Here is an 18,397-nt window from a genome sequence, read left to right on the forward strand (position 1 = left end):
GCAAATTTACTTTGCTTTATTGCATAATTTTCACAAAAACAGTTCGTGGGGGATTCACAATAAACAAAATTCGCACTCTTTTTTAATCTTTTTTTGCTTTAAGCTGCAAAATGCTGTTGTATGCTTTTTTATGTTTCAATTGAGTATCAAATGGAAGCGGGTAATTCGTTCTTCCTTTTATAGGCCAATCGTTTAACCAAGATTGTCCGTCATGAACACCCCAAAAAGTTACTCTGCTGATTTTGTCTTTGTGTTTTAAAAACAATTTAAAAATCGAAGCATAACGCTCTGCAAGTTGGTTTTGAATAGAATCTGGCAATGCTTTTGGATACGGATTCTTTTTTTCGCTTCCTTCAAAATTCTGATTTACATCTGCCCCTTTTAAATCCCACGGATTTGGCAAGACCGTAATATCTAATTCTGTAAACGCAACTTTAATTCCTAAAGCTGAATATTCCAAAATACTTTTTTCAATTTCTTCAATTGACGGACTTGCTAATCGCCAATGTCCCTGAATTCCAACACCGTCAACCTTTCCGCCAGCAGCTTTTATTTTTTTGATTAAAGCGATTGCTCCGGCTCTTTTTGCAGGTTCTTCAATATTGTAATCGTTGTAATATAAATCTACTTTTGGATCTGCTTTTGCTGCTAATTTGAAAGCATCAACTAAATATTGTTCGCCAAGCGTATTCAAAAAAACTGATTTTCGTAAAGTTCCATCTTCGTTTAAAGCTTCATTTACAACATCCCAGGAACCAATTCTTCCTTTATATTTAGAAACAATCGTCGTGATATGATCTTTCATAAAAGCTTTCATTTCGGTACTGTCTTTTATTTTTTCCATCCAAGGCGCTAATTGGCTGTGCCAAATCAAAGTATGTCCGTGAACAAACATTTTATTTTTTTCGCCGTATGCCAAAAATTTGTCCGCCAATGTAAAATCATATTTATCCTTTTGCGGATGCACAAACATTGATTTCATAATGTTTTCTGCAGTAATTGCATTAAACTCTTTTTTAATCAAGGAATCTTCTTTAGTATTTTTTTCTTGAATTTGGTCTGCACTTAAAGCCGTTCCAATGTAGAAATCGTTTTTATAAGCGTCTTTTAAAGATAGCGTTTCTTTTTTTGAAGAACAGCTTACCATCAACAACGTTGCAGCGGCAAACACATAAGGGTTAATAAATTTCATATATTTTGGTTTTAATAGTTAATAGTTTTTATTCTTAACTGAGACCTGACAGGTTTTAAAACCTGTCAGGTCTAATATTTGCTCATAGTTTTGTCATTTCGACGTAAGGAGAAATCTTCACAAGAAACTCTACAAAGTTGATCCAGCATGCGGAGCTACTAACGAAGATTTCTCCTTACGTCGAAATGACAAACAGAACGTAGTATTATAAAAATATCATTCCTTTCTAAAACTCTCTGGAGGCCCCAAATACGACTCCAAAACCTTTCCTTCTTCAGTCTCAATTACAATTTTCTGAAGTACCAAAGCCGCATCGATCGCATAAATTTTCAAAACGTGATTCCCTGAATTTTCTATTTGATGTTCTGATGTTATTATTTTAATATTATTTGCTACCGATGTTGCCCAAGCTTTTTCAGAAGAATCTCCATTGAGGTTCATGATTTGCGGTTTTTCTGAATCAAATCCAATTCCGTATTTTAAGCCGTCACCCATTTTAAAATTGATTGTGGGTGAAAAAAACGCTTTTACTTTTACCTTTCCTTTGCTGAAAAAATGAACGTTGTATTCTAATCTTGGAGATTGTTCCGAGATTTCAATCGGCTGGATATTTGAAGGTTTTATTGTTATTCCAGAATCTGTTTTACCTAGATTTGGAATAATCGTCCATTTCACTGAATCCGAATTTATTGCCTCAGAATAATTTTTACTTTCTATCGAAATATAACCGTTATCCTCAACAAAACCTCGAACATTAGCTAAATCTCTATTTTTATTAATTGATGTTTCAGCATTCGGAGTATCTTGAGCAGAAATCCCAGCTTCTGATTTGTTTAAAACCTCAACTGTTTTAGTTTTCGGAATCACATTTTTATCCGGCTGTTGCCAATTTGTATAACCAATGTGTGTCTGCGACATCATGTGATTCCATTTTCCATTTGCCACTTTGGTATGATAATAATTCGTCAACAGGCTATCTCTTTCAAATAATGATTTTACTTTTTCTACGTATTCATTTGCCGATGCCTTTCCCTGCGCTGCATACAAATGATTTTTGGCCGTCGCGACATACAATTCATTTAAGTTTGCACTTGCCAAAACCGGAAATAAAACCAGCTGATAAAAAGCATCTTTATATTCAGGCTGTAATTTCTCATTTATTGCATTGGCTTTTTCAACCAATTTTTGATAATCGGCAACAACTCGGTCAGCTTCGTTATAATTTGTGACGCTATAGGTTTTCTCATCCAATAATTCAGGTTTTCTGCGCGAATTGTATTTGGTATATAATTTTAAAATTGTAGCAATTTCCTCTGCAAACTGACCTCCAAAATTCTCTTTTGCCCAATTCACATAATATTCTTGTAAATTTCCGGCATTGAATTTTTCAGGATTCCATGCCATATCTAGGAAAAAGGCAATCGGAAATTCCATTGGTTTTATATCGCCAACATTTACAATCCAAATTTTATCAACTCCGCGTTGGTAAGCCAAATCCATTTGTTCCCAAGTGCGTTCGATTTGGTTAGTGTTGATCCATTTATAATTGCGCGGACCGCCCACATAATCATAATGATAATAAATTCCGTAACCGCCTTTTCTTGGTTTTGCGTTCAATTCCGGAAGTTTTCTAATGTTTCCCCAATTGTCATCGCACAATAAAAGCGTCACATCATCGGGCACTCTCATTCCTTTGTCGTAATAATCCTGAACTTCTTTATAAAGTGCCCACATTTGTGGCGTTTTTTCGGCTGGTTTTTTCGTAACTTCTGCAATAATATTTCTTTGCGTTTTTACGATATTTTCCAAGAGTCCAATTGCAGTTCCTTCCGTCATAGGTTCATCGCCGTCGCCACGCATTCCAATTGTCACAATGGTTTCTTTATTTCCCATTCGTTTAATTCCATCTTTCCAGAATGTAATCAAAGCCTCTGAATTGGTATTAAAATCCCATTTTCCTTTTTCTTTTCCCCATTCAGCGTGCGCTCTCGATAATGGTTCATGATGCGAAGTTCCCATCACAATTCCATATTCATCGGCCAAAACAGCATTCTGCGGATCTTCGACATAAAACATTCTGCCCCACATTGCCGGCCATAAATAGTTGCCTTTCATTCTCAGAATCAATTCAAAAACATTGTCGTAAAATTTCGAATTGAATCCGCCAAATTTTTCAAATGCCCAGCCTGTTAATGCAGGAGCTTCATCATTTATAAAAATACCGCGATACTTTACTTTTGGCTCTCCTTGCGAATGTATTCCAGGCAAAACATGCAATTCCGATTGTTTTTTCGCAGGAACATCAGCCCAAAAATACCAAGGAGAAACACCAATTTGACTAGACAAATCGTAGATTCCGTAAATTGTTCCTCTTTTATCTGAACCTGCAATTACCAGAGCTTTTTTGATCCCTTTAAACGGATTTTCAACAATTTGAGTCGTAAATTTTTCCCATTTTCCCTGAAGTTCCTTGGCATCAATTTTTCCTTTTTTGGCCAATTGATTTATGATTTCGCTTTTTCCAATTGTTCCAATTATCACTACAAAATCTCCTGCTTCAGAAACCTTTTTAATTCTTTTCGGATGCAAATCAGAAACTTTAAAAAGATCGTTTTCTAAATGCCCCGTCACTTTTAAAACTCCTGCATAATCTTTATCGTCAACTAAAACCGAAGCTATTTTTCCTTTTGAAACCAAAGGAAAATTTTCATTAGAACCCTGATTAACTATATATTTCTCAGGATTTATGGCATACGAATTTGCGCTTAATCCGATTAGGAAAAACAATAAAATTATGTATGATGTTTTAATTTTTAAGCACATAGCGTTACAAACTTTTTTATTTAATCTCGCAAAGTCGCAGAGTCGCAAAGCAATTCTTTTTAAGCTTTTTCAAAACAAAACTTTGCGACTCTGCGACTTTGCGAGAGATTCTCAGCGCATTAGATTTAGTAAACTTTATTTACAAATTCAATTTATACCCAATTCCCATTTCCAAACCTCGCAATTCCGCCAAACCTTTTAATCTTCCTGTCAACGAATAACCTGGATAGGTTTCTGTTTTTTCATCAACTGCATGGAGAAAACCATGATCTGGGCGAACTGGGAGACTTGTTTTAGTTTTATTCATTAGAAGCAAAAATTTCTCTACAATCAATTCCATTTTTACATCACCGTTCAAATGTTCTGATTCTCGGAAAATGGTTTCGCTTTCGCGGATGGTATTTCGAAGATGCAAAAAGTGAATTCGGTCTCCATAATCATCAATTATTTTTTCCAGATTATTTTTTGGATCGGCGCTTAATGAGCCTGTGCAATAACACAATCCGTTTGCTGTTGAAGGAATGGCATTGAAAATCGCTTTCAAATCGGCTTCTGTCGAAACAATTCTTGGCAAACCTAAAACTGAAAATGGTGGATCGTCTGGATGAATCGCTAATTTTTGTCCATTTCCCTCCGCAATCGGAGTTACTTCTGATAAAAAATAAATCAGGTTTTCTCTTAGTTTTTGATTGTCGATTTCGGCATAATTTTCTAAAAGCGCCAAAATCTGTTCCGCGGTAAAATTGATTTTACTTCCTGGAAGGCCTAATAATACATTTTTAAAGAGCAACGCTTTTTCATCTTCAGATAATTGATTTCCAAATTGCAACGCTTTTTCTTTTTCAGCATCTGAATAATCATTTTCTGAATTTGGTCTTTTTAAAAGATAAACATCAAAATAAGTAAATGCATCCTGATTGTACAGCAAAGCTTTGCTTCCATCTTCGTTTATAAAATTATGATGGGTTCTCACCCAATCCAGAATCGGCATGAAATTGTAGGTTATGATTTTGATACCACATTCTGCCAAATTCTTCAAACTAATTTTATAATTTTCAATGTATTGCAGATAATTTCCTGAAGCTCGCTTAATCTCTTCGTGAACAGGAAGACTTTCAACAACCGCCCATTCCAGACCTTCATTTTTAATGATTTGCTGTCTTTCTTTAATCTCACTGATTGTCCAAATTTCGCCAACTGGAATATGATGCAAAGCCGTAACAATTCCGGTTGCTCCAGCTTGTTTGATATCTAATAAAGTCACGTTGTCCTGAGGTCCAAACCAACGCATTGTTTGTTGCATTTTTGTCATATTTATTTTTTTAATCTCGCAAAGGCGCAGAGGCGCAAAGTTTTTATTTAAAAAAGTTTAAAAAGAAAAATACTTTGCGCCTCTGCGTCTTTGCGAGCAATTTTCAGCGTTCACTAAAAACCAATACTATTCCCGCCATCAACAGGCAAAATAGTTCCGGTTGTATATTTTGATTCGCTTAAAGCGAAATAATAAACGGCATCAGCAATATCCGAAGGTTCTCCTAAAAATCCCATTGGTGTTCTTCCTAATACTTTGTTTTTTCTTTCTGGATCGCTGTCCAAAGCTTTTGCCGACATTTTAGTTTTGATAAAACCTGGAGCGACACAATTTACACGAATCCCAAATGGCGCCAATTCTACCGCCATTGCACGTGTCATTGATTCGATTGCGCCTTTGCTGGCTGAATACGCAATTACTTTCGGAATTCCGTATTGCGATGCCATCGAGCTGATGTTTACAATACTTCCTGCCCCATTTTCTTTCATGTTTTTTACAACCGCTTTGCTTACTGCAAAAACACTTAAAAGATTGGTGTGAATTATGGATAAAAAATCTTCATCGGTTACGTCTAAAAATTCCTTTTTTAAATTGATTCCGGCATTGTTTACCAAAATATCAATTGGATTTTCTTTTGTGATGCTTTCAATCATTGCTGGAATTCCGGCCAAATCATTCAAATCGAAGATTACCGGAATAGCATTTTCTCCAATTTCCTTGCAAGCTTCTTCTGTTTTTTCTTTTGATCTTCCTATTATGTAAGTTGTGATTCCGTTATCACAAAGTTTTTTTGCTGTTGCAAATCCTAAACCTGAATTTCCTCCGGTTACAATTGCCGATTTTTTGCTCATAATTTTTAATGTCTATTTTTTTAGTACGCGGATGAAACGGATTCGCTATCGCGAAAACGCTGATTTACACGGATTTTTTTTATTCTTATTTTAATTGGAAAAAATCAGTTTTTTTCCGTGTCTTCACGATAGCGAATCCGTTTCATCCGCGCTACAATTACTCCAAATAATTTATTTATCCATTTCCCGGTGCAAAAGGAAATTTTAATGATTTAAAATACTCTAATGTCTGTGTTGGTTTTTCAACTCCCGCCGGAAGTTCTTTTCCTGAAAACTGCTGAAAATATAACAGACATGCATCACGCCACCATTTTGCTTCTTTGTACTGAATTTCTAACAACATTCCGACTTCGTTAAAACGTTCGTTGTCAATGTATTTTTCGGTTTTCTTCCAGACATTCTGCATATTTTTTACCTGATTTACGCCTTCCTGATATTTCAGTGCCAAACCATTCCAAAGCGTCTGACCGTTTTTCAGTTTATAATCCCACGAAACATGATGAAACCATAAGAGATCTTTTTCTAGACACGTTTCTAAATTATCAAAAAGCGTTTCAACTTCAGGCGCATATTGCGAAGTGGCATTTGTCCCCGATTTTGATCGGTCAAAACCAATTCCGTTTTTGTCTGCTTTATGATAATACGTCGGATTCCATTCTGGTCTTGATAAATTCGAAACCCACGGACCTGGCCCATAATGATGTCCAGTATCCATAATGTGATGCAATCCAAGAGGCGTCATATAATTGACCACCGCTTCGCGCGATTCGATCATTATATTTTTTACAGGTTTAATGAAATTTTCATCGTTTGAAAAAGTACACCTCAACCATTCATCGGCTATTGTTTCGGAATCTAAATAAAGATTCCATGCCAATCTGCCGAAACCGTACCAATTTGCCTGCGCAAAAGGATGTCCTGTCCAGTTTAAATCGTTCCCAATATTGGCAACGCCCGCAATTCCGGTTAGTTTATTATTGTATAATGAACCATCAACGACTTTAACAACGGTTGAACCTTTTCCTTTTTGATACGTATCAGATTCTAGAACTTCCTGAAATAATTTAGGTAGAAAAACCAAATGCGTGCTAAAGCCTAAATATTCCTGCGTGATTTGAAATTCCATCATTAATGGCGTCTTTGGCATTGCTCCAAATAACGGATGAAAAGGCTCTCTAGGCTGAAAATCTATTGCTCCGTTTTTGACCTGAACAATTACATTTTCTTTGAATTTTCCATCATACGGCTGGAATTCGGCGTAAGCTTGTTTGGCACGGTCATTTGCATCGTGTTCAGAATATACAAACGCTCTCCACATAATTACGCCACCAAAAGGCGCAACGGCATCGGCCAGCATATTCGCCCCATCAACATGATCTCTTCCATAATTTTGCGGACCCGGCTGGCCTTCTGAATTGGCTTTTACCAGAAATCCTCCAAAATCTGGAATTCGTTTATAGATTTCTGCCGACTTGCTTTTCCACCAATTAATCACTTCCGGATCTTTTGGATCGGCTGTTTTTAAACTTCCAATTTCGATTGGTGCCGAAAATCTTGCTGTCAAATAGACTTTTATTCCGTAAGGCCTAAAAACATTGGCCAAAGCCTCGACTTTTTCTAAATATTGTGGAGTCAGGATTAAAGCGTTGGCATTTACATTGGTCAAAACCGTTCCGTTAATTCCAATTGACGCATTTGCTCTGGCGTAATCAATATAACGCTGATCTATAAAATCAGGCAATTTCTGCCAATTCCAAAGTGAAAATCCGGCGTAACCTCTCTCCACCGTTCTGTCTAAATTATCCCAATGATTTAGGATTCTGATATTGGTTTTGGGAGAATCGGCAATGTTTAAATTTTTAACCGATTTATTCGTCTGCAAAATTCTTAGGAAATTAAAAACTCCGTATAAAACGGCAACGTCATTTTTTCCGGTAATAATGATTTGTTTTTTATTTTGAATAGAAACCGATTTGATGATAAAACCTTCGCTGTTTATTTTATCAAAATCAGAATGAATTGCCTTTTTTATTTCGGGATTTAATGAAAATTCAGCGCCTACGATTAGGTTATTTTCTTCTTTTATTTCAGATTTTATTTCTGGAACATTTCCCAACATACCCAAAAATCCGGTTTTAAGTTCTTTCTCGACAATTTTAATGGTTTCGGAGTTTCCTAAAACCACAATTCCTTTAAGATTGTTTTTATATTCTGAAACCATTGCATCATTTTTCATAGCATTATACTGAAGCCATAATTTATAATCCTTTTGTGCCGAAAGGGAAAAGGAAATCAGAAGAAAAAGAAAAACAAATCTTAATGAAGTCATTTTGGTTTTTAATTTATTTTTTAAAAATTCGATTTTGAATGAATCAGCATTTTTCTTCTGTATAAAAATATTTGATAAAATTTTAATCTAAAAAATACATTATTCGAAATAAAACAATAATTGCAATCGGTTGCGTAAAAATATAGGATTGCTATTGAAGAAAAAAACTTTTCTTCGATTTTTTTTCAAAAAAATAATTTCTTTAACAAATAAAGGCCGTTTAATTTGAAAAACTATCCTGCACTTTCGTTCCTCGATTGAAAGCAATTTTCAGTTTTAACAATTATTATTTTTTTTGAACATTTTCTTAAAATACAAACCTCAAAATATTAAGATATTTTTTATAAATTTGAGTAAGAATACTGATTTCCCCAAATCATTTTTTTTACAACTTACTGCTTGTTTCCAATATTTTATAAGAGGATTTATAACGTAAAATCGAAAAAAATGAAAAACTTTACTTTTGCCGTAATTCTTTTACTGGGAATTCTTTTTAGTTCCCCAAATGCTTTTTCTAAAAATGATTTGCATTTTTCTGAAGCCCATAAAACAATTGTTTTTTCTGTCTATTCTCCAGAAATTACTACTGCTTCAATAACTGCATTTTTCAAAAAGTATTCTGATTTAAAAGCCTATCAAACAGATGTTGTCGCTTTATATAAAAATAAAGCCAATAAGCCGATTTGGTTTGAAGGAAATGATATAAACGAATTTGGATATCTTTTATATCATAAATTAAATTCAACTTACGAAGAAGGCGTTCAGATTGAAATTCCGTATAAAAAGAAACTTGACGAAGTTTTTAACGAGGAGTCAACATCAAAATCGAAAATTTCAGATTCTGATACCGAACTTTTATTGAGTTCCATGTATATTTTGTACGCCAAACATGTTTATCAAGGAATTGATGCTGCCGAGCAAGATAAAATTCAATGGTATTTGCCAAAGAAAAAATTCTCTTATGAAACATTGCTCGATTCAATTGTAAGCAATCCAGATTTATTGAAGGAAAATAAACAGGTTCTTTTTAGTCAATATTACAAACTTCAGGAAGTTTTAAAAAAATACCGCGAAATCGAAAAAAGCAAACAATGGACCCCTATCTATATGGACACGCCTTATAAAGACTTGCGTCCAGATGCAACTTCTCAAACTATTGCAGACGTGAGACATCGCTTATTTATAATTGGCGATTTAGCCAATGATTCAAAAAGCAATTTTTATGATCAAGAATTGATGGATGGCGTTATGAAATACAAACTCCGACATGCGTTGACGCCAAATTACATCCTCTCGAAAGAACATATTGACCAAATGAACGAACCTATCAGCGACCGCATTAAAACCATAATGCTGAATATGGAACGTTGCAGATGGATTCCGCCTACACTAGAAAATCAAAGCGAATATGTGATGGTCAACATTCCTTCGTTTATGCTATATTTTGTGCGCAATGGAAATTTTGATATTGTTTCGAAAGTTTTTATTGGAACACCATTAACCAAAACCGTGATTTTTAGTGGTCAAATTGATCGTATTGTCTTTAGTCCGTATTGGAATGTTCCTGCCAGCATCATTCAAAACGAATTAAAATTAAAAATGGCCGAAGACAAAAATTATCTTGCTGATCACAATATGGAATGGAATGGCGGGAAAGTAAGGCAAAAACCCGGGCCGGATAATGCTTTAGGACTTGTGAAATTTATGTTCCCAAATCCGAATGACATTTATATGCATGATTCTCCATCGAAAAGTTTATTTGGATTTGAAAAACGTATTTTCAGTCATGGCTGTATCAATGTTGAAAAAGCAAAAGATCTAGCCATTTCAATGCTAAAAGATTATCCGGATTGGACACTTGAAAAAATAAATGCAGCGATGAACGGCCAAAAAGAAACCCCTTTTATGTTGCCTAAAAAAATTCCGATATACATTGGTTATTTTACAGCTTGGGTAACTCGAGACGGAAATATGAACTTTTATCCAGATGTTTATGATCGAGATACTCGTTTAAACGGAATGCTGTTTCCAAATGATACTGCTTATAAATCAGATCAGGAATAAACCGCATCAAAAGTAAACCTCATCAAAACCTCCCAAAACAAAGTTTGCTTTGGGAGGTTTTTTATTTTGCAGCACTAGACCTATGTGCGTACTTTTTAAAAATATCTTTTGTCAATGGTTTCAGCGCAATATTATTTTCGGGATGCCTTCCGTGACCGTTAAAAAAGTCAATTCCATCAGCAGTTTGGGCATACCAAATTATAGCGCGTCCGTATTTATCAAAACAAATAGTATGATCATCAATATCAACTTTCTTCAAATGAACCAAACTTTCATCTAATAATTCAACAGGATTTCGTGTAAGCGAGCTTTGTGATTTCAAATCGCACCTAACAAGCTCGTAATGATCACCAGACCACTGCATACATTCTTTCTGCGGAAGCGCCAAATAAATAATAACACCTATCAAACAAGCAACAGCTGTTATTGCTGCAGCTCGAAACATTTTAAATTTTGACTTATAAATTCTAATTTTCCTTTTCTTATTTGGCGTTTTAATTAAAACTGGTGCTTCCGGATTTTTTAGTGTTTCAATTGTTTTTTCACTTTCATTTTTGCTTAAAACCTCGGCGCCAAAAACCGTAATTTGCTCTTCCTGAGACATTGCTTTTGCCTTAAATTTTCTAAAAGGCCTTGGTTGAAAATCAATCAAAATTGCGGCCATATCAACAGTATCGATTTTTTGGGGTTCTTTCTCACCTTTCAAAAATGCGCCTACTTTTTTATACTTATCCGTATAAGTTGTACAAGTATCTTCTATATTATTATCGAAAGGAACACCTTTAAAATCCCAATACACTTTTAAATCGTCTGGAGCAGGATTTTCACGTAATATTTTCCAACATAAATCTCTCAAATGAGCTTGAGAAGGTGTTTCCAGATAATTAGAGTTTTCCCCTAATTCTTTTTCGCTATTATATTTTCTTCGTATAGCTTCTTTATAAGCTTTTTCATAGTTGCATCTTGTAATGTGGTCCATATACATTCAGGATTTTCAGGATTTTTAAGATTAATTCTCGGATTTTTCAAGAAAATCAGGAAAATTAGGAATCTCCAGATTTCCTTATCAATTCAGAGGAAAATAAATGATTACTTTGCCTCAGAATTAGTGCTCGTTCTGACTCGCGATCATAACAAATGTACAAAACTAGTTTGCCTATAAATTGCGGGAAACCGTAAATTTTAGCTTAGGCTGAAAACCCAAATCAAGACTAACTATTCTACGCTCTTTTCTTCGCAAACAGACAGTTTAATTGCCAAAAAACGATTCAGAACAATTCTGAATAGCAATGCTTATGCCAAATTTTGAAATCTTAAAAAAATGCCTTAAATAATTAATTACTACTTTCGACGAAAGTAAATCTTATGCTAAAATCTCCTTTTTATGTCTCATTATAGTTGTTTTTGCTAGTTCATGCAAAGGCAAAAAAGCTGTTCTTTTAAAAAATGATTTCCAAAATACGGAAAACCGTATTTTGCTTCCAAAGAGAACCATTAATTTTGACACTGAACCTGATAAAGGTTTTAAAATAAAGATATCCATGCCTAAATAATTTGTTATGTTTAAAAAAGTAATAATAGCCGAAGATCTAGATAGCATCAGTTTTGGAATCGAGCAAGTCCTGAAAGATTTAGGAATTGAAAATTTCGACTATTCCAAATATTGCGATGACGCCTATTTAAAAATACGCAAAGCCATTCAAGACAATGATCCTTATGATTTATTGATAAGTGACCTTTCGTTCAAAACAGATCATCGTGAGGTAAAACTTAGTAGTGGCGACGAATTGGTACAGAAAACACGAGAAATACAACCTGATATTAAAATACTAACCTATTCAGTCGAGGACAAAAGTTATCGCATCAAATCGCTTTTTGAAAATGCGTCAATAAATGCCTTTGTTTTGAAAGGAAGAAACAGTATTGATGAACTTAAAAAAGCAATCGGGATTATTTCGGCTTCTGAGGACAAATTCATTTCACCAGAAATTGCATCTGTACTGCAAGAAAAAACCAATTTTGAAATTGACGATATCGATATTAAAATCTTGAAATATCTAACCGAAGGAAAATCACAGGACGATATTATCGAAATTTTCAAAAATGCCAATATAAAACCCAACAGCAAAAGCGCCATTGAAAAAAGATTATCAAAATTGAAAGACTTTTTTAAAGCCAGTAATACGGTACAGCTTGTTTATATTGCAAAAGATATGGGGATTATTTAAAATTATCCCCAGTGGTTTCTAACGCGCTTTTTGTCGATTTTTGAGCGATTTTCATCGTATTTAATTATTTGATAATAATGACTTTACAATTTATTCACATTAGTTTTTTTAATTTGAATAAAAACAAAAAGTTATGAAACTCTTTAATCTAAATTTTCTAGTATCATTCAAAGAATGGCTTTTTTTAAGAGCAATGCAATCTTCTTTCCTTCATTAATAATTAAAAAGGAAAGCAGAATTGAATGAATAAAATTGAAAAATCATTTTTGAACAAAAATCAATTTGGTGAAGATTTCTTGTGGGGTGTTTCAACCGCCGCTTTCCAAATTGAAGGTGCTCATGATACCGACGGAAAAGGTTCTTCGATCTGGGATGTTTTTACTGCCCAGAAAGGAAAAATCAAAAACGGGCATCATGCTATAACTGCTTGTGATTTCTATAATTCGTACCAAACAGATATTAGTTTGATTCGCGAATTGAATATCCCTAATTTTCGATTTTCAATTTCCTGGACTCGAATTATGCCTACGGGAACTCATCCTGTAAATCAGGCCGGAATTGACTATTACAATAAAATTATTGATTCGCTTTTGGCGCAAGGAATCGAGCCTTGGGTGACACTTTACCATTGGGACTTGCCTTATGCACTTGAAGAAAAAGGCGGATGGACAAATCGTGAATCTGTTACTTGGTTTTCAGATTATGTTGCGATTTGTGCAAAACATTTTGGCGATCGTGTAAAAAACTGGATAGTCATCAATGAACCTTCTGTTTTTACTGGCGCAGGTTATTTCTTGGGCATACATGCACCTGGAAAAAAAGGCATCACAAATTATATCAAAGCCATGCATCATGTGACTTTGGCAACAGTTGCTGGCGCAAAAAAACTTCGAGAAAATGTTCCTAATGCAAATATCGGAACCACTTTTTCTTGCACGCATATAGAACCTTTTTCTCAAAATCAAAAAGATATCGAAGCAGCAAAACGCGTTGACACGCTGCTAAACCGAACTTTTATCGAACCGCTTTTAGGACTAGGTTATCCGCAAGACGATCTGCCAGTTTTGAAAAAACTAAATAATTATATTTTTGAAGATGATCGAAATAATCTTGCATTTGACTTTGACTTCATCGGACTTCAATGTTATACTCGAGAAGTTGTAAAAGCATCATTATTGACGCCCTATATTGGTGCCGAATTAATAAGTGCCGAAAAACGAAATGTAATTTCCACCGAAATGGGCTGGGAAGTTTATCCGCCTGCGCTCTATCACATTTTAAAAAGATTCAACGGCTACGAAGGCATCAAAAAAATTATAATTACTGAAAATGGCGCAGCATTTCCGGACACCGTAACAAACGGAAAAGTCTATGACATAAAACGTACACATTTCATCCAAGATCATTTAGAACAAATTTTAAAAGCCAAAGAAGAAGGCTTAAATGTCGATGGCTATTTTGTTTGGACTTTGACTGATAATTTTGAATGGGCAGAAGGTTACAACGCCCGATTCGGATTAATTCATATTGATTTTGAAACGCAAAAGAGAACTATAAAAAATTCTGGATATTGGTTTAAAGATTTTTTATCGTAAATCTTATTCTTTAAAAATAAAAAAAAGCCTTTCGTATTACGCATACAAAAGGCTTTTATGTTTGAAATAAGATTATTTATTATTGAAATCTAAATTTATAATTCTGCTTTAGAATTCCAATATAAAGCTTACCGTTTCCTTTTAAATAAGCTGTTACCTTAATATATTTTTCTTCTGGATATTTTACATCATAATTAAACGTGGTATCTTTTGTTTTGACCTGAAGCAGATGATTTCCTTCATCAGATATTGAAAAATCTGCTGTTTCGTAAGTCGGCATTTCATTTGTTGCTTTTAAGTTGATATCTTGAACTTTCTTTTTGTCAAGAAATACTTCCAGTTTTAAATTATCCAATTTCATATCCGTTGGCTGTTCAAAAGACACTACATACTTTTTACAACCGAAAGTGGATAAAACAATTAATAGTATTAAAAGCTTTTTCATAACTAATATTTTAAATTGATTCTTGAGGGAAATCAGATTGTTTTTTCTCTTTTATAAATATAAATAATTTTATGGCAATTTGGTCTAAAAAAACAAACTTCATCCGAATTATTCATCGAAAAACAAACCTAAAATAACCGAAAAAAAAGTTGCTGAAAAAGGCGAAAAAAAATCATTATTTTACTGATTTTATTAGGTTTAACGGTATTTTTTTCTTATCTTTATAGTGTAAATAACAGTAAATATATGCCGAAAAACAAACTTTTTAAATGCCTAAATTTCACTTTAAAAAACCATTCTTTTTCCAACTTTTTGCATTTTATTTTTCAAAATGCGTTTCATCTTCATTTGGAAATTATTCGAACTAATCTTTTTTCTGCACAAAGTATAAACACGCAGAAGACACCAACGCAACCGCTCCGATTGCAATCGTAATTACTTTTCTTGGATATATTTTCTGAGCCATTTTTTTAGCAAATATATCTTTTAAATTCAAAAAAAGATTTCCTTTTTTAGGAAGCGCTGTAGACTCTTCATGCTCATTTTTCACAAAACTCTTTAATTCTATGACTTCATTCTCAATTGTTGCAGATGCTTTACTCCTTTCTACGTTTTCAATCCTTTTAGCTTCTTCATTTTCATTTCTAAACTTTTTAAAAGGACGCGGTTGAAAATCGACCAGAATGGCCGCGAGATTTATAGCGTCGATATTTGACGGATCTGTTTCGCCTTTAAAAAAGGTTTCAATGGGTCTAAACTTATCTTTCTGTTCCTTAAACTTATTCTTTTTAGTATGATCAAAATCTAAACACAATAAATTCCTAAAAACATTCAAATCATCTTGGGTTGGATCGTTTTCGAAAATGAGCCAGCACAAATCGCGAAGTTTTCCTCGAGATGGATTATACAAGTAATCGAAGTGTTCTCCTTCTTTTTCGAGTTCATATTTAATTTTAATCGCCTTTTTATATTCTTCTAATGTATTATTCATTTTCTCTTTTTTAAGAAACTCTCTGGGGTCTTTATTTTCATTTTTAATCTAAACTTTTTTATATGCCTTTATTTTTGACTTTTAAAATCTGTATTAGCCTTTCATTTTTTACTTTAATTCCAAATTATCTTCACTTTTTTTTCACAATCCAACCAACTTTTGCCAAACTTTTTGCCTCTATTATAGTAGGACTTTGTTTAAAAATAAATCACATTTAATCAAAAAATAGGCATTGCATTTTTATTTTATTGGGAAATCTCAGGAATCTTAGGAAAACGCAGGAATTCCGGGAATTCCGTATCTACAGTAGCTTAGAAGTGCCTTTCCTTTGCATAAGAAATTAGTTCAAGTTTTGTCTGCAGACTAAAACAAAAATAAAAAACTAGTTCTAATTAACATTGTGGAAAACCGTAAGACCGAGTTTATTCGGGAAGTTTAAATTACGTCTTACAGTCTACACGATCAACTTCCCAAAACCAATTTGGTATTGCCAATAACAAACTCTGGATAACTCCGGACAGCAATACCTATGTCTAATTTCTAAATTAAATCAAAATGAAAAAGCTATTATTTTTTAGCGCTATTGCGTTAATGTTCACTATATTTTCTTGTACTCCGGATGAGTTTGAAACGCAACCAAAACAAGAAACAAAAAAAACTATTAATATAGCAAAAGATACCTTTGCTGAGGATGGGCCGGGTGATGGTAAAACTCCTCCACCTCCACCAACAACACCACCACCAGCAGATGAATAAATATATTTTTAGTATCTAATTAATTACTATTTTCGGGGAAAGTAAATTTATATGTTACGGTCCCCGTTTTTTTATTTCATAATTCTTCTTTCTCTTTTTTCATGTAAAGAAAAAAAGACCGTCAATCCTAATACAGAAGCTATACAAAAAGAAGCGCTTAGCTTACGAAATAAAGGATACGAAAATATCTTAAAACAAAATTTCAACACTGCTTTTCATGAGTTTAATAAATCCAAAATACTTTTCGAAACTTTAAAAGACAGTGTCAATATTGGATATGTCCTTCTACAGTTGGCCGCAATACAGCAAGTTAACGGAGATTATTACGGCAGCAAGGAAACAGTTACTGAAGCATCAGCGTATTTTAAAAAAAATAGTATATATGCTCCTGATATAAATATCGTCTTAGGCATTGCCGATAAAGAACTTTCCTTATACAATGATGCAATTTATTATTATAAAGAATCTGCAAAAGAATATAAAGATCCTATTGCAAAACTAGGCCCGCTATCTAATATTGGCCCCATCTATATCCAACAAAAAAAGTACGATAAGGCAATTGCTCTTTTAGAATCTATTTTGGGCAAAAATTTATTAAATAATGAAGCTCAAGCATCCTCTAAAGCTCGAATTCAAGATAATTTGGGTTATGCTTATTTTAAATACGGAATGGATGAAAAAGGATTTCATTTAATGGATAATGCGCTCAAAAAAAGAAATGAAATCAAAGATACATACGGAAGTATTGAAAGCTACCTTCATTTAGCAGACTATTATTCCAAAAAAGATGTTCAAAAATCAGATGAAAATGCCCTGAAAGCATACAATATTTCTACAAAACTAAATAGTGTTGATGAAAGATTAGAAGCTTTGCAAATTTTAATTTCAAATGACCACAGTCCTAAAAAGCAAAAATATGTTCAAAAGTATTTTACGCTAAACGACAGTATTATTAAAGTTAGAAACAACTTCAAAAATAAATTCGCCAAAATCAAATACGATGCTAAAAAAGAAAAAGACGAAAATCAAAAACTTCGTTTAGAAAAAGCGGAAAACCAGTTAGCGCTTCAGAAAGAAAAATTTCTGCGAATTGTATTGCTAATCATATTTATTTTTCTTGTCATTTTAATAGCAATCCTAATACGTTATTATAAAAACAAAAACAAAGCAATCGAATTTAAAGCTTCGTACGAAACCGAAACGAGAATTGCTAAAAAAATACACGATGAGTTGGCGAACGACGTTTTTAACGTAATTGCTTTTACGGAATCTCAGCCTTTGTCTATAGAAAACACCAAAGAGAATCTTCTTCAAAAATTAGATGATATTTATGGTCGTGTAAGAGGAATTTCAAAAGAAAATAATAAAATTGATACTGGTGCAAATTTCACCCGAAACATAAAAGAACTGTTTTCGACTTACAATACTAGCACAAGAAATATCATATTTACTAATTTAGAAAACATACATTGGGAAATGGTCGATGATATAAAAAAAATTACCATTAACCGAATTTTGCAAGAGTTAATGGTAAATATGAAAAAACACAGCAAGGCAAATCTTGTTGCTATAAAATTTGAAAGCGATCAAAACTCAATCTTCATCAATTACACCGATAATGGAGTTGGTTGTGAAAAAAACACAATAACAAAAAATGGTCTGCAGAATATGGAAAGCCGTATTCAGGCCGTTAAAGGAACTGTAGATTTTGAAACAGAACCGAACAAAGGTTTTAAGGCTAAAATAATTATTCCTAAATAGGCAAAAACTTAAAAAGCCTTTAAGACATTTCTGAAAGGCTTTTTTGTATT

13 protein-coding genes are annotated in these 18,397 nt (G+C 33.6%); 5 read left to right on the forward strand and 8 right to left on the reverse strand.

Features of this window, described 5'->3' with window-relative positions; all coding sequences use genetic code 11:
• Positions 1–82: 82 nt before the first annotated feature.
• The 5 genes from SCB73_RS00765 to SCB73_RS00785 all read right to left on the reverse strand — a co-directional run bounded on the left by SCB73_RS00765 (position 83) and on the right by SCB73_RS00785 (position 8,507).
• Positions 83–1,192, reverse strand: a complete 1,110-nt coding sequence (locus SCB73_RS00765) for an endo-1,4-beta-xylanase (RefSeq protein WP_320568294.1) — start codon at positions 1,190–1,192, stop codon at positions 83–85.
• A gap of 216 nt (positions 1,193–1,408) precedes the next feature.
• Positions 1,409–4,015: a glycosyl hydrolase 115 family protein gene (locus SCB73_RS00770; protein ID WP_320568295.1), complete on the reverse strand. Its 2,607-nt coding sequence runs from the start codon at positions 4,013–4,015 to the stop codon at positions 1,409–1,411.
• A gap of 139 nt (positions 4,016–4,154) precedes the next feature.
• On the reverse strand, positions 4,155–5,318 hold the full coding sequence (uxuA, locus tag SCB73_RS00775) for a mannonate dehydratase (RefSeq protein WP_320570062.1): 1,164 nt from the start codon (positions 5,316–5,318) through the stop codon (positions 4,155–4,157).
• A 122-nt stretch (positions 5,319–5,440) separates the two neighbouring features.
• Positions 5,441–6,178, reverse strand: a complete 738-nt coding sequence (locus SCB73_RS00780) for an SDR family NAD(P)-dependent oxidoreductase (RefSeq protein WP_320568296.1) — start codon at positions 6,176–6,178, stop codon at positions 5,441–5,443.
• A 175-nt stretch (positions 6,179–6,353) separates the two neighbouring features.
• Complete coding sequence (locus tag SCB73_RS00785; RefSeq protein ID WP_320568297.1) at positions 6,354–8,507, reverse strand: alpha-glucuronidase family glycosyl hydrolase; 2,154 nt, start codon at positions 8,505–8,507, stop codon at positions 6,354–6,356.
• A 447-nt stretch (positions 8,508–8,954) separates the two neighbouring features.
• Between SCB73_RS00785 and SCB73_RS00790 the strand changes: the two genes are divergently transcribed.
• Positions 8,955–10,571 (forward strand): L,D-transpeptidase family protein, encoded by a 1,617-nt coding sequence (locus SCB73_RS00790; RefSeq protein ID WP_320568298.1) that lies wholly within the window; start codon positions 8,955–8,957, stop codon positions 10,569–10,571.
• 61 nt (positions 10,572–10,632) lie between these two features.
• On the opposite strand, the gene SCB73_RS00795 is transcribed toward SCB73_RS00790, so the two are convergent.
• Positions 10,633–11,550, reverse strand: a complete 918-nt coding sequence (locus tag SCB73_RS00795; protein WP_320568299.1) for a hypothetical protein — start codon at positions 11,548–11,550, stop codon at positions 10,633–10,635.
• Positions 11,551–12,130: 580 nt separating this feature from the next.
• On the opposite strand from SCB73_RS00795, the gene SCB73_RS00800 reads away from it, so the two are divergent.
• The gene (locus SCB73_RS00800; RefSeq protein ID WP_320568300.1) at positions 12,131–12,799 is read left to right on the forward strand and encodes a response regulator; all 669 of its coding nucleotides are present in this window, start codon (positions 12,131–12,133) and stop codon (positions 12,797–12,799) included.
• Between the two features lie 242 nt (positions 12,800–13,041).
• Positions 13,042–14,394: a GH1 family beta-glucosidase gene (locus SCB73_RS00805; RefSeq protein ID WP_320568301.1), complete on the forward strand. Its 1,353-nt coding sequence runs from the start codon at positions 13,042–13,044 to the stop codon at positions 14,392–14,394.
• A gap of 79 nt (positions 14,395–14,473) precedes the next feature.
• On the opposite strand, the gene SCB73_RS00810 is transcribed toward SCB73_RS00805, so the two are convergent.
• Together SCB73_RS00810 and SCB73_RS00815 are read right to left on the reverse strand one after the other, a co-directional pair.
• A complete protein-coding gene (locus tag SCB73_RS00810; RefSeq protein WP_320568302.1) occupies positions 14,474–14,839 on the reverse strand; it encodes a hypothetical protein in 366 nt (121 codons plus the stop codon).
• 364 nt (positions 14,840–15,203) lie between these two features.
• Entirely contained in the window at positions 15,204–15,830 is a 627-nt protein-coding gene (locus SCB73_RS00815) for a hypothetical protein (RefSeq protein ID WP_320568303.1), read from the reverse strand.
• A gap of 555 nt (positions 15,831–16,385) precedes the next feature.
• Here SCB73_RS00815 and SCB73_RS00820 point away from each other — a divergent pair.
• Both SCB73_RS00820 and SCB73_RS00825 read left to right on the forward strand, forming a co-directional pair.
• Positions 16,386–16,586, forward strand: a complete 201-nt coding sequence (locus SCB73_RS00820; protein WP_320568304.1) for a hypothetical protein — start codon at positions 16,386–16,388, stop codon at positions 16,584–16,586.
• Between the two features lie 51 nt (positions 16,587–16,637).
• Positions 16,638–18,347 (forward strand): tetratricopeptide repeat-containing sensor histidine kinase, encoded by a 1,710-nt coding sequence (locus tag SCB73_RS00825; protein ID WP_320568305.1) that lies wholly within the window; start codon positions 16,638–16,640, stop codon positions 18,345–18,347.
• Positions 18,348–18,397: the final 50 nt, after the last annotated feature.

It is taken from the genome of Flavobacterium sp. KACC 22761 (assembly GCF_034058155.1).
Lineage (GTDB): Bacteria > Bacteroidota > Bacteroidia > Flavobacteriales > Flavobacteriaceae > Flavobacterium.

What these genes read in the sequence shown, in the direction of transcription:
- SCB73_RS00820 (WP_320568304.1), top strand. Translation starts at nt 16,386, where the DNA reads ATGAAAAAGCTATTATTTTTTAGCGCTATTGCGTTAATGTTCACTATA.
- SCB73_RS00795 (WP_320568299.1), bottom strand. Translation starts at nt 11,550, where the DNA reads ATGGACCACATTACAAGATGCAACTATGAAAAAGCTTATAAAGAAGCT.
- uxuA (WP_320570062.1), bottom strand. Translation starts at nt 5,318, where the DNA reads ATGCAACAAACAATGCGTTGGTTTGGACCTCAGGACAACGTGACTTTA.
- SCB73_RS00800 (WP_320568300.1), top strand. Translation starts at nt 12,131, where the DNA reads ATGTTTAAAAAAGTAATAATAGCCGAAGATCTAGATAGCATCAGTTTT.
- SCB73_RS00790 (WP_320568298.1), top strand. Translation starts at nt 8,955, where the DNA reads ATGAAAAACTTTACTTTTGCCGTAATTCTTTTACTGGGAATTCTTTTT.
- SCB73_RS00805 (WP_320568301.1), top strand. Translation starts at nt 13,042, where the DNA reads ATGAATAAAATTGAAAAATCATTTTTGAACAAAAATCAATTTGGTGAA.
- SCB73_RS00785 (WP_320568297.1), bottom strand. Translation starts at nt 8,507, where the DNA reads ATGACTTCATTAAGATTTGTTTTTCTTTTTCTTCTGATTTCCTTTTCC.
- SCB73_RS00810 (WP_320568302.1), bottom strand. Translation starts at nt 14,839, where the DNA reads ATGAAAAAGCTTTTAATACTATTAATTGTTTTATCCACTTTCGGTTGT.
- SCB73_RS00765 (WP_320568294.1), bottom strand. Translation starts at nt 1,192, where the DNA reads ATGAAATTTATTAACCCTTATGTGTTTGCCGCTGCAACGTTGTTGATG.
- SCB73_RS00825 (WP_320568305.1), top strand. Translation starts at nt 16,638, where the DNA reads ATGTTACGGTCCCCGTTTTTTTATTTCATAATTCTTCTTTCTCTTTTT.
- SCB73_RS00815 (WP_320568303.1), bottom strand. Translation starts at nt 15,830, where the DNA reads ATGAATAATACATTAGAAGAATATAAAAAGGCGATTAAAATTAAATAT.
- SCB73_RS00780 (WP_320568296.1), bottom strand. Translation starts at nt 6,178, where the DNA reads ATGAGCAAAAAATCGGCAATTGTAACCGGAGGAAATTCAGGTTTAGGA.
- SCB73_RS00770 (WP_320568295.1), bottom strand. Translation starts at nt 4,015, where the DNA reads ATGTGCTTAAAAATTAAAACATCATACATAATTTTATTGTTTTTCCTA.